Here is an 11,917-nt window from a genome sequence, read left to right as displayed (position 1 = left end):
GTGTCGCGGAGGGCGGGGAGGTCGGCGATGGTCGGGAGGAGGCGGTCGCGACGGTGGTGGCGGCGCCGACGTGGCGGCCGGATTCGATGGCGGGGGCGGTGGCGCCGCAGACGGTGATGTGGCGTACGTCGTCCACGCCCGGGCGTAGGGCGGTCGTCAGGACGAGGTCGGGCAGCGGGCGGTCGCGGGGACGTCCTCGGGGCTGAGCGTCAGGTCGACGCGATCCACCAGTCGCGGGCGGGCGTGCTGCGGCCGGAGCCGGTGAGCAGGCACACGCGGACGCCGGACGAGCGGAGGCGTTCAGGGCGTCATCGACCCCCGGGCGCGGGAAACAGGCCGTGCCGGTCGATGAGCTGGCCGTAGGGCCGCTCGAACGCCAGGGTGCACGGCTTGGGCACGGGGCTCATCGAAGAGCGAGCGGAAAATGGCGGTCTTCGATTCGCCGCGCGCGTCGTGGAAGCGGCCGACGGCATGCCGGAACGCCGCGGTGCCGGAGACGATCCCCAGGGTGGCGATCGCCTCGGCGAAAGCGGTTTCGACGATGTCGCCGTCCGCGACGGTGGTCCCGGCGAGATCGATGCAGGCGACTGCGTCGGTCACGCCGGGCCCTGTCGCCGGCGTGTCAGCTGTCGGACGACGTGGCCTCGGTCCACAGGTCCAGCTCGGCGCGATCCTGCTGCATCCGGCGCCAGACGGCGAAGCCGCCGAGAGCGACAACGGCGAGAATGAGCAGCTTCTTCACGGTGGGACCCCTTCACCTCGACTATGAAGTCAAAACCCGGGGATCGCGGATCAGTGCCTGCTTCCCCCAGGTTCTTGGAAGCCTAGCAACCGTTGCCGGGCGGTCCGCACCCCGATCACCGTTATCGGACTGCGCGTCTGATGAACGGTCCCTCGCCGGGACGCCCGGGCGGCCGCATAATCCGAAGTGACGACCTTCGGGAGTGCCATGGCAGAGGACGACTTCCGGCGATGGGAACGCGAGTTGGACCGCAGCACGCCGGAAGAAGGCGGGCTCGGGGGCCGCGTGCTCGTGCTGACCGCGGGGATCATCGCCATCGGCTGCGCCGCGCTGATCGTGATGGGCGACGTGCCGCTGGGCGCGGCCGGGCTGGTGCTGTCCTCGGTCATCCTGCTGCTATGGCGGATCGGGATGTGATCCGCCATCATCTCGGCATGGAACTGCGCGGAGCGAACGTCCTGGTGACCGGCGCGACCGGCGGGATCGGTCAGGCGCTGGCGAAGGCGCTGGCCGGACGGGGCGGACGGGTCGTGCTGACGGGCCGGCGGGCGGACGTCCTGGAGCCGCTGGCCGAGCGGCTCGGCGGCCGCGCCATCGTCGCCGACCTGGCCGACCGGGACGCGGCCGAGAAGCTGCTGGACGAGGCCGGACGGGTGGACGTGCTGGTCGCGAACGCGGCGCTGCCGGCGTCCGGGCTGCTGAGCGAGTACTCGATCACGCAGGTCGACCGGACGCTGGACGTCAACCTGCGCGCGCCGATCGTGATGGCGAAGCTCGCCGCCGCGCAGATGGCCGATCGTGGCCGCGGGCATCTGGTGTTCGTGTCGTCGCTGTCCGGGAAGGCGGCGTCCGGCCAGGCGTCGCTGTACAACGCGACGAAGTTCGGTATGCGGGGATTCGCGCTGGGGCTCAGGGAGGATCTGCGCCCGCTCGGCATCGGCGTGTCGACCGTTTTCCCGGGGTTCATCCGGGATGCGGGGATGTTCGCGGACGCCGGGGTAATGCTGCCGAAGGGCGTCGGGACCCGGTCGCCGCAGGACGTGGCCCGCGCGACCGTCCGGGCCATCGAGCGGAACATCGCGGAGATCGACGTCGCACCGCTCGGGCTACGGCTCGGCGCCCGCATCGGCGGGATCGCACCAGTCCTGTCGGCCGCCGTGCAGCGACGCGCGGGCGGCCACCGCATCGCGGCGGGCCTCGCGAACGGCCAGCGCGACAAGCGGTAGCGCGTGAGGAGGTGGCGACAAATCTGGATACTGCGGCGATAATCCGGACGTGTCCTGCTTGATCAGCGGGACGAGCCAGGCGCCGCGTCCGGGCCGCACACCCTCGCCTGCCGCGTGCGCCGCCGCGGAGGAGGTCTGCGCATGCGGACGGCCAGGAAGATCGTGATCGGGGCGGCGGCCGTGACCGTCCTGCCGCTCATGGCGGCGCCCGCGCGGGCGGCGGAGGCCGCGGACGCGACGGTCGTGCCGATCCAGGTGACCGGCGACCCCGCGAAGCGCTTCAACCTGGTGGTGCTCGGCGACGGCTACACGCCGGCCGACATGCCGAAGTTCCGGACCGATTTCGCCAAGCACCTGAACGACCTGTGGACGATCGAGCCGTTCAAGTCGTACCGCAGCTACATCAACGTGTACGCGGTGGAGATACCGTCCGGCGAGTCCGGGGTCAGTTGTGACCCGGCACTGTCGTCGCCGCGTCGCACGACACCGTTGCGCATGGCCTTCTGGAGCGGGTGCCGTTCGGACGGCATCCAGCGCCTTCTCGTCATGGACTCTGCGGCGGCCAAGACGTATGCGGACCTCGTCCAAGGGGCGACGCAGCAAAACCGTCAGATCCTTGCACTGGCCAACAGCGACACCTATGGCGGTGCAGGCGGGACGTACGCGACGGCCTCCGGCGGCAACGCGATGTCCGCTCTCATAGCGCCGCATGAACTCGGGCACTCGCTGGGTGGGTTGGACGACGAGTACGACTACTACCAGCGCGGCGTGCCCGGCGGGACGTACACCGGTCCCGAGCCCGACTCCGTCCACCACACGCTGCTGACCGAGCACGAGATGCGGGCGCAGAAGAAGAAGTGGTGGCGGTGGCTCGGTGAACGAAGCGAGTCCGGAGGCACCATCGGCCGCTACGAGGGCGGGCTCTACTTCAGTAAGGGCGTGTGGAGGCCGAGCCAGCACTCGATGATGAAGACGCTCGGCTACTACTACGACCAGGTCGCGCGTGAACGCATGACTGAGCGGATCTCGGCCAAGGTCAACCTCGTCCAAGCGCACGCGCCCACGGATAGACCGGTGGTCGACGACCGTGTCCTGTGGGTGGAGACCATGCACCCGGCCGGTCACCGGTTGTCCGTCAGGTGGACGGTCAATGGGAAGACCATCGGGAAGGGCGCCAACCTCGACTTGCCCAGGCTGCACCTCAAGAAGGGCACGCACGCGGTCAAGGTGACGGTCACCGACCCCACCAGGTTCGTCCGGGACCCGGCCATACGGTCGTCGGCCGCCCTTACGCAGATCCGCACATGGACGGTGGACACCAGCGTTAAGACGCCTTCGACGGCCGTGCCGGTCGACATCAGTTCGTCCACGCCGACCGATAAGCCGGTCGGCGCCGAATCGGTCGTGTACGTGGAGACGACCCATCCCGCACGGTTCGCGCCCCGGGTGCACTGGGAACTCGACGGACGCCCCGTACGCGCCGGCGACCGCGACATCGATCTCGGGCGGTTCCGCTTGTCCACGGGCACGCACACTTTGGTCGCGGGAGTCGGTTCCAAGCGCCGCACATGGACGATCGACGCGGAACGTCCGACGGTGACCTACGCCTTGTCCAAGGCTGCGCAGAGCCGGGTTCGCGCCGGGCACACGTCCGAATACGTCTTCGACGGCCCGTTCACCATGCGGCTGGCCGGGGCCGACGATCGTCCAGGCGTGGTCGTCTCAGAGTTCCGCGTGGACGGCGACGGCTGGTTCAACTACTTCGGCTGGCCGACCGACTCGTCCGCCCCGTGGCTGTTCACCGCGGACGGCACCGTCATCGACAGCCTCACCTACGGCAAGCTCGGCAGGGGCCGCCACACCATCGAGTACCGCGCCACCGACCCGTCCGGCAACACCAGCAAGCCCCAACGCTTCACCGTCACCTTGCGCTGACCGCACACCCACCCGAGGCCACAACATCATCAGCGCGCGGACGCCGCACACTTCATCGTGCGCTTCTCCGTGCCCTCGCCACGCTGATCCCAGCCATGCTGCAGGGCCGCCCTTCACGCCGCATCCCTCACGCCGCACAACCGCGGGACGCCGACGTGGGACCGACCGGGGCTCGTGGCCGCCTCGCCGCACCGTGCATGTTGTGTCGAGCGGTCGTTTGGTGCGGCGGGGCATCCGTGCTCGCGGTGCTGGTCAACCGGAGGCCGGCTCGGGGGCGGTCTCCGCGGCGGCGGGCTCGGGGTCGTCGGAGGCGGGGTCGGAGGACGGGGAGCGGTGCGCCGTCGCGAGGACGGAGCCGCCCAGGATGAGTGCGAACGAGGCGATGATCGTCCCGGTGAGGGGCTCGCCGAGCAGCACGACCCCGGCGGCGACCGCGACGGCCGGGTTGACGTAGGTGAAGACCATCCCCCGGGACGTGCCGACCTCCCGGATGAGTTCGAAGAACACGATGAACGCCAGCGCCGTGCAGATGAGGCCCAGGCCGACGAGTGCGGCCAGCACGCGTCCGCTCGGCATCGCGTCCGGCCAGGTGGCGATCGCCGGGCCGGTGTAGACGAGCGCGGCGATGGCCAGGGCGAACGCCGACATCTGCAGGCTCGGCAGGTCCTGAAGACGCCGGGTGGCGATCATCGGGGCGATCGCGTATCCGAGCGCGACCAGCATGACCTCGCCGATCGCCCACGCACTGCCGCCCCCGAGATGCGGCGCGGCGAGGACGCCGACTCCGGCCAGCCCGACCAGCAGCCCCGCCCAGCGCACCGGGCCGAGCCGCTCGGCGTCGCCGGTGAGCCTCGCCAGCACCACCCCGACGATCGGCACGGCGGCGATCAGCAGGCCCGTCATGGAGCTGGTCAGCCGGTTCTCGGCGTCCGACAGCAGCGCCCACGGGCCGAGGATCTCCACCGCGGTGAACAGCAGCAGCGGACGCCAGTGCCGCCGGACCACGTCCAGTTGCCCGGCCCGCAGCGCCAGCGGCAGCAGGATGAGGGCGCCGAGCGCGGTCCGCGAGAACACGATCATCGGCACCGAGACGCTCTCGACCGCCACCTTGATCATCAGATAGGGGACGCCCCACAGCACGCTCATCAGCGCGAACAGAACCCAGCCACGGCGACTCACGGCAACCTCCGTTCCCGTCCGCCCCATCCCTGCGGCCGCGGCCCCGCGCCTCGGCCGCCCCCGATCGCTCGGCGTGGGACGGCGAGCCGCCCGCGACGGCCTCGCCGCCCGGCCATGCCCAGCGCCGGGAAGACCCCACCGTCTTCAGTGCGTTCGGCCAGCCTCATCGGGCGGACGACACTCAGGATGCGGGACGGAGGTTTGTGATGTCTTGAACGCTATTGCGGTAGGCACCCGGCGTCACACCGACGACGCGGCGGAACCAGCGGGTGAGATGCGCCTGGTCGGCGAACCCGACGAGCGTCGCCGCCTCGGCCGGACGATGCCCGACGTCCAGCAGGGCACGGGCCCGCGCCACCCGGTGCTGGGCGAGCCACGCGTACGGTGGCATGCCCACCGCGTCACGGAACGCCCGCAGCAGTTGGTAGCGGGAAAGCTCCAGGTCGGCGGCCATCTCGGCAAGCGTCGGCGGGGCGATCAGCTCGTCCGAGAGGCGGGTCGTGACCTGGCGTGCGATGTGCGCCGAATCGGCTCCTCCGCGCGACGGTGCCGCCTTCGGCCCCCGCACCGCATGCCGTCGGACGAGGGCGCCGAGTACTCCGAGCAGCCTTGACTCTCCTTCCAGGGGGTCTTCGCCGAGCCGGAGGGCGCGGTGCGCCAACCGCAACTCCTCCCCGAGCCGGACATCGTCGATGATCGGTTCCCGGAAGTGAGGTTCCGCCAGGACGAGACCGGGCTCCGCGGCCGTCGCGGCGCCCAGCAGTTCGGCGCCCGGGTAAAGGCACAGGTAGGCGAACCCTTCCGGACGTGCCGGACCCCCGGTGTGCGCCTCCCCCGGCTCCACCACGACGACGCTGCCCGCCGCCGAGTAGATCTTCTCGCCCCGGTAGCGCATCGTCTCCAGGCCGTCGACCGTCACCCCGATGGCGTACTCGTCATGGGTGTGCGGCGCGTAGTGCCGGCTGCCGATCCGGGCCGTCAGCAGATCGAGCGGCGCCCCCTGGATCCCACCGACCCGCGTCCAGAGAGTCTGATCAACGGCCATCACACCACCCCCGACACCGACCACGCCGGCCCCATCCCCACGGCACGCCCCGAAACCAGAATGCACCTGTTTGGAAACGCGCCCGAACCCACAACGCACCCCGGCCTGTGGACATGCCCCGCACCCGCAGCACGCCCAGTTCAAGGGCAAGCCCCGCACCTACCCCTGATCTCGAGGCCCGCTCCGTACCCACAAGACGTCCCGTGCTGACAACGCACCTTCCGCTCACAAAGCGCCCCGCACTCCAGACCGGCCTCGAGCCCGCACGGCGCTCTGATCTTGAGACACGCCTCGCAGCAACAACGACCTCGGTGCCCGCAAGGCGCCCTGGCTTGGCAACACGGCCTGAACTGGAGATACGCCCCGGACACGCGGCACCAACCTGACCCGAGAGTCGCCCCGGACAGCTCTGGGAGCCGCCCCCCAGATGGGTGACCGGGCCCGAGTTACCCCTCAGCTCGGCAACGCCCCCCGGGGTCGATGTCCGGGACGTCATCGGGAGCACGGCCGGAACCGAGGGTTCTGCCGGCAGCGCAGGCGCGGCCAGCAGGTCCGGACGGCGGGTACTGGATCCGCTGCCGCGTTCTGAGACGCCGCCAGACGCCAGAACGGAGCCGAGGTCAGGGCAGGTGCGGTGTTGGTCAGGCGGAGAAGACGTGGCGGAGCCGCCAGCGGTCCTCGTCACGGCCGAGCTCCGCGACGGCAACGCCCTCGGCGCCGGTGATCCGCACTCGGTAGACCCTGCCCTCGCGGGCCGTCCCATAGGTCTTCAGCACTTCGTCCACCGCGTAGCGCGACCCCCGCCACTCGTACGCGGTGAGCCGTCCCGCCGGGTCGTGCTCCGTCCGGACCGGCTCGTTCAGCAACTGCGCCATGCCGGGAGCGTAGCACGCGTTCGAACTGATGTTCGCAGGTCGGACGGCCTTTCCCGGCCCCGCGCCCAGGCCATCGTAGGCCTGTCGGCACCCGCGGCGCCGGGCGTGGCGCGGCAGCCGATTCCAGGCGGAACCAGTGGATCACGGACACCACAACCGGATGGATCCCGGCTCTCAGCCCCTCGCGCCGACGCGCTGGGCACAGTCGTGAAGGCGTCCGAGTGCAGGAGTCACGGCGAACTTCGGCGGCCGGCCCCCGGCCGGCCGCCGGGACCATCGCCGGTGGAAGGCCGGCTGTGGACGATCTGCGGCAACACGCCCCCGTGAACATGCCTTGAAGGCGGTAATCCACAGGCTGTGGGCAACCTTCACGCACATCTCTTCTTCCCTGACAGCAGGCGATCCGGAGGCCGTATCCACAGAAGGATCCCCAGAACAGCCGAGCTTTCCACCGCCTCCACGACGCATCTGGCGCCGTTCTCCCCATCATCCACGCCGCTCCGACTCCATGCACAGAATCCACAGCCTGTGGATAACTTCCGTGCACACCCTGGGTACGACCGGCCGACGCTCCGTCCACCATTCTTCCCCAGCTAACCCCCAACCGGCACGCCCGGTTGTCCACGTGGTGGAAAAGCTGCTGACCAGGGAGGACACCCCTTCTCGATCACCACTGCCCACACCCCGTTCACAGCCTGTGGGCAAACACCGTCCACAACTCTGGTGCGACAGTGGACAACACTGCCCACCAGTAATCCCCAGCCGCGTCCCCAGGCCGGGTCACCCTCCTACCCATGGGGACGGCCTCACGGCGCTCGCCGCAGAAGCACGGGTCACGACCACCCCACTGCCGCGCCTTGAGCCGCTCCACCCTGCTCGCAGGGCGCTGATCGGCCTACCGATCCAGCCGGCGACACCGTGCTCGTTCATTCGGGGGGGAGGGACTCCTCCAAGTCAGCGAGGCGGCGGAGGTCGTCCGGCTCGCTGGACGGGTTCGCGGCGGAGACGCTCCGCGCTTCGGCGAGGAGGGCGCGGGCGCGGTCCCGCTCGCCCATCTGGACGGCGGCATCGGCCCGCAGCACCAGCGCCCTGAGGCGCTCGGGCGGAGCCAGGGGCTCCCCGGACGCCAGCAGGCGGTCGAGGAGCCGAGCGGCGGCCTGGTGATCCTCCTTCGAGTCACCGCCCAGTAGCGCGGCCATGTGGAGTGCCTTGGCCACCTTCTCCGTCGGAATCGGCGCGTGCCCGAGGTCGTCCGAGATGGGCTGACCGATGCGGAGTTGAAGGCCGTCCGGATCGCTGAGGAGGAACTGTCGCACGCCATAGGACATGTCCCGCAACGCGCTGATCCTCGGGAGCCCCCGCGTGGGAACACGGCCGAGCGCCCGCTTCAGGCCCCCGCGAAAGGACTCGTACAAGTCGTCCACAGCAGCGGTGGCGATGTAGCACATATTCATGGACGCCGCCGGGTCGTGCTTCTTCCACCCGAAGAAGTGCAGCTCGACATCGCCGCGCCGGATGGCGAGATAGGGGTTCGGACGTGTCTGCCAGGTGGTCTGCTCGAAGCCCAAGACCCTGTAGAAGTCCCAGGTCGCCTCAATCGAACGGCACGGATAGATCGGGATCGCCTTCTCACTCATGCCCGGAGCGTAGGAGCGGCACACCGACTTAGTCAAACTTGACTACATGCCGAGTCGACCACCGCCACGGAAGCGCTTCAGCTCCCAGCGCCACCGCACCGCCACCTTGCGATCCCGCCGCACGAAGGCGGCCGACGCCCCGTTCGACGCGGGCCATGCAATCGCAGCACTTTTCCACAGACTGTGGACAATGACGCCGGAGGCATCGCGGATGTCAACGAGCACACCGCCACGGAGCCCGTCCAGAACAGTTCCAGCAAGACCCGGACGCAAGCCTCCGGGAACTGCCGACGACGCCGACCCGCCACTCGCACGCGTTCGTCCGTGACGCCAGACCCACCGTCCAGGAGTAGGAGCAGGCGATCGAGTTTCTCACCGCAGTAGGCCGGACCTGCACGGGCACACGCCAGAAATTCATCCTGCCTTCGGACGCCCTGGACCGGACACGAAGGCGGGACGGAGAGCACCGTCCTGGCATCTGGACTCGGACGCCGCTTAGCCTGGACGAACGCCCATCCTGGTGCTCCGGCGCCCGGCCGGCCACTCGAAACCGGCGTCATGTCACGCCCCGGTTTTTCCTCCGAACCCCACGCCCGCAGGCGAACATAGGAGAGTGCAACGAGGCGGTCGGCGCCCGATCCCGCAAACAAGAACCATGGCCGCGACTTCAGTTATCCACAGCCTGTGGAGAAATTGCCCGTTCTCTGGATAACCGCGGCCGCCGAGCACTCGAGTCGCACACAGCGGACACAGCCCAATCCGCACAGGAGGCGCCTCAGCCAGCCCAGGAGCCGCAAGAGCGCAGCATTCCGTTTGTCTCGCTCTCCGAGCGAACCGCCCGTCCCTCGTATCCACGGAAGGAGAGCGCCATGTCGCTGGACGAACTGATTGAGCGGGATGGGCTTTCCAGAGCCGGAGCCCCGCCAGAGGCGTCCTGTTCGGCCTGTCGGAGCGCTCTGCCGTCTGCGAGCATCCCGGGATGGTTGAGGTGGCGTTGGATGTGGACGCCGATCCGGTGCCCTTATTGATGGTGCAGACCGAAACGTGGGAGGTGCATGTCTGGGCGCCTCTCGCGGACTTGGCTCGGCTGAGCGGGATCCGTGAAGCGAGTTGGGACGAGCGGCGTTCCAGGGTGGGCGTCTGTACAGGCTCGCCGGTCTTCTGGTCCGTGTCCGGCGACGAGTGGGCCACGATGCTGATCGGCCAGGACGACGAGACGTGGGATGCGGCGCTGCTGATCCCTCTCACAACCGTTGATGAGATCGTCGCCCTTGCGCGCTGATGCCGAACTGGCGGCGAGGCCACCCGTGGCGGCCGGTTGAGGTGGGCCCGGCAGAGGCGTCGCGAAGCGCGGTCCGACACGGCCGTCCGGTGACCGGCGCCCGCGTCGCACGCTCCGGGCGGCCCGCAGAGCCGCGCAGCGGCCTGAGCACCGCCGCCCCTTGGCAGGGTGGCCCGGGAACTGTTCGGCAACTTGCAAGAGCCAGGGCCGCTGCCGTCACGACTGCCGTGAAAAAGACCCCCGCCGGTCCCCGGCGGGGGTCTTTGAAGTGGTGGGCCTAGGTGGACTTGAACCACCGGCCTCATCCTTATCAGCGCTCATCGGTATGCATTCAAATGATTACCTAGAGTCAAAGATTTCCGCTAAGCTGCTGGTCAGAGCGTTGATCGAGTGTCAGATGATCCCTCCTCATGGCACTCGATATCGCAAGATCCAGTGCCATGAGAGTGCCAAACGATCAACTGCCCGGAGTGATCGACTTGGGTCAGGTGCAGGTCCGGTTCACCAAGACCGGTGTCCCCCGCTACCGCGCGATGTACGACGATGCGCGCGGCAGGCGCCAGACGGCCGGAACGTTCACCACCGAGAAGGAGGCCATCGCCGCATGGCACGCCGCCGAGGCGGAGATCGCCAGGGGCGGGCTGGGCGACCGGCGCCGCGGGCGCCAGACCTTCCAGACGTACGTCGAGAAGAAGTGGCTGCCGCACCAGGTCCTTGAGGCGACCACCCGGCAGGACTACACCTACAAGATCAACAAGCACCTCATGGGCTTCTTCGGCCCCATGCGCATGTGCGACATCCTCCCCGAGCACGTCCGCGAGTGGATCACCGAGATGCAGCGCAAGGGGGCATCCGCGGCCACGATCCAGAAGTGCAAGCGGGGGATCCTCAACTCGATCTTCACCACGGCCCTCAACGACCAGGTGATCAGTCATCATCCCAGCCGTGGGGTGCGGATCCCGCCGGTCCCCAAGAGGCCGAAGAAGGTCATCACGGCCAAGCAATTCGACAGCCTCTACCGGGCGCTGCCCGACGCCGACAGCCGCCTGCTCGTCGAGACGGTCATCGAGAGCGGGCTGCGGTGGGGCGAAACAGCCGAACTTCGCGTGAAGGACCTGGACTTCACCACGCGCGTCCTCACCGTCAGCAGGACGGTCGTCGAACTCAACCCGAAGTTCCATCCGACCCAAGGCCGCTTCCTCGTCAAGCCCTATCCCAAGGGCAAGGAGTACCGCCGCTTCAAACTCAGCCCCCAGATCGTCCGCAAGCTCAAGGCCTACGTTGGTGACCAAGGCCTCAGGGAGGACGACCTCTTCTTCACATACCTACCCGTTGATCAACCCAAGCCCAGGAAGCTACGGCCCGTTCCGGTGCCAGGTGCCCACGGCAAGACAGCCCCCAACGAACAGGGAAAGAGCTACGACCACGGCTCGCTCACCGCCTACACCACTGGAAAGTGCCGCTGCGAGTACTGCAAGGAGGCCTACCGCCTCTACCGCGCCCAGCGTCGGGCCACAGGCAAAGACAGCCCGCGCTCGCCGCGCGTACGGCAGTCCGACGGCCACATCCCCGCCGACTGGTTCCGCAAGCGAACCTGGAACCCGGCCTGCAAGACCGCCGGGCTGGACCATGTCACCCCGCACCATCTGCGCCGCGCCCACGCTTCCTGGCTCCTGGCCGGCGGCGCAGACCTCCAGGTCGTCAAGGAGCGCCTGGGCCATGCCTCGATAGCCACGACCGAGCAGTACCTCCACACCCTCCCCAACGCCGATGAGACCGCGCTCGCCGCCCTCGACAAGATCCGCGGACTCCAGATCACCGAGGCCCCAGAAACCTCCGAGCTGGACACTCTCAAAGCCGAGAACGAACGTCTCCGAGCCGCGATCGCCGACGTAGCCCTGGCTCTCCGTCCCGACTCCCGCCCCCACCTGGGCACGGCCTGACGCCAGGCCCCCGCATCGAGGTCGTATCCGCCCATAAAAAAATGCGGCCCCTG

The 11,917-nt window shown here is 69.0% G+C and carries 11 protein-coding genes; 5 read left to right on the top strand and 6 right to left on the bottom strand.

Features of this window, described 5'->3' with window-relative positions:
- Nucleotides 1-300: 300 nt before the first annotated feature.
- Nucleotides 301-600 (bottom strand): hypothetical protein, encoded by a 300-nt coding sequence (locus E1284_RS20135; RefSeq protein WP_131941134.1) that lies wholly within the window; start codon nt 598-600, stop codon nt 301-303.
- Nucleotides 601-622: 22 nt separating this feature from the next.
- Nucleotides 623-742 carry a DLW-39 family protein gene (locus E1284_RS43160; RefSeq protein ID WP_217711122.1) on the bottom strand — a complete coding sequence of 40 codons (120 nt, stop codon included), beginning with the start codon at nt 740-742 and terminating at the stop codon, nt 623-625.
- 207 nt (nt 743-949) lie between these two features.
- Here E1284_RS43160 and E1284_RS20130 point away from each other — a divergent pair, with 207 nt between their 5' ends.
- The 3 genes from E1284_RS20130 to E1284_RS20120 all read left to right on the top strand — a co-directional run bounded on the left by E1284_RS20130 (nt 950) and on the right by E1284_RS20120 (nt 3,903).
- Nucleotides 950-1,159 carry a hypothetical protein gene (locus E1284_RS20130; protein ID WP_131941132.1) on the top strand — a complete coding sequence of 70 codons (210 nt, stop codon included), beginning with the start codon at nt 950-952 and terminating at the stop codon, nt 1,157-1,159.
- 17 nt (nt 1,160-1,176) lie between these two features.
- Nucleotides 1,177-1,968: an SDR family NAD(P)-dependent oxidoreductase gene (locus E1284_RS20125; protein ID WP_131941130.1), complete on the top strand. Its 792-nt coding sequence runs from the start codon at nt 1,177-1,179 to the stop codon at nt 1,966-1,968.
- Nucleotides 1,969-2,109: 141 nt separating this feature from the next.
- On the top strand, nt 2,110-3,903 hold the full coding sequence (locus E1284_RS20120; RefSeq protein WP_131941128.1) for a M64 family metallopeptidase: 1,794 nt from the start codon (nt 2,110-2,112) through the stop codon (nt 3,901-3,903).
- Between the two features lie 252 nt (nt 3,904-4,155).
- Here the strand turns inward: E1284_RS20120 and E1284_RS20115 are convergent, their stop codons facing one another.
- From E1284_RS20115 to E1284_RS20100, 4 genes are all read right to left on the bottom strand, one after another.
- Entirely contained in the window at nt 4,156-5,082 is a 927-nt protein-coding gene (locus E1284_RS20115; RefSeq protein ID WP_131941126.1) for a DMT family transporter, read from the bottom strand.
- Nucleotides 5,083-5,263: 181 nt separating this feature from the next.
- Nucleotides 5,264-6,127, bottom strand: a complete 864-nt coding sequence (locus E1284_RS20110; RefSeq protein WP_131941124.1) for a helix-turn-helix transcriptional regulator — start codon at nt 6,125-6,127, stop codon at nt 5,264-5,266.
- A gap of 641 nt (nt 6,128-6,768) precedes the next feature.
- Nucleotides 6,769-7,002 carry a hypothetical protein gene (locus E1284_RS20105; RefSeq protein WP_131941122.1) on the bottom strand — a complete coding sequence of 78 codons (234 nt, stop codon included), beginning with the start codon at nt 7,000-7,002 and terminating at the stop codon, nt 6,769-6,771.
- Nucleotides 7,003-7,928: 926 nt separating this feature from the next.
- Complete coding sequence (locus tag E1284_RS20100; protein WP_131941120.1) at nt 7,929-8,639, bottom strand: bleomycin resistance protein; 711 nt, start codon at nt 8,637-8,639, stop codon at nt 7,929-7,931.
- A gap of 979 nt (nt 8,640-9,618) precedes the next feature.
- On the opposite strand from E1284_RS20100, the gene E1284_RS20095 reads away from it, so the two are divergent.
- Both E1284_RS20095 and E1284_RS43690 read left to right on the top strand, forming a co-directional pair.
- Entirely contained in the window at nt 9,619-9,921 is a 303-nt protein-coding gene (locus tag E1284_RS20095) for a hypothetical protein (protein ID WP_131941118.1), read from the top strand.
- Nucleotides 9,922-10,331: 410 nt separating this feature from the next.
- On the top strand, nt 10,332-11,864 hold the full coding sequence (locus E1284_RS43690) for a tyrosine-type recombinase/integrase (protein ID WP_207923854.1): 1,533 nt from the start codon (nt 10,332-10,334) through the stop codon (nt 11,862-11,864).
- The last annotated feature ends 53 nt before the right edge of the window (nt 11,865-11,917 follow it).

The organism is Actinomadura bangladeshensis (assembly GCF_004348335.1).
GTDB classification, from domain to species: domain Bacteria; phylum Actinomycetota; class Actinomycetes; order Streptosporangiales; family Streptosporangiaceae; genus Spirillospora; species Spirillospora bangladeshensis.
Note: the sequence above shows the minus strand (reverse complement) of the source record. Positions and strands in the feature narration are given on the sequence as shown.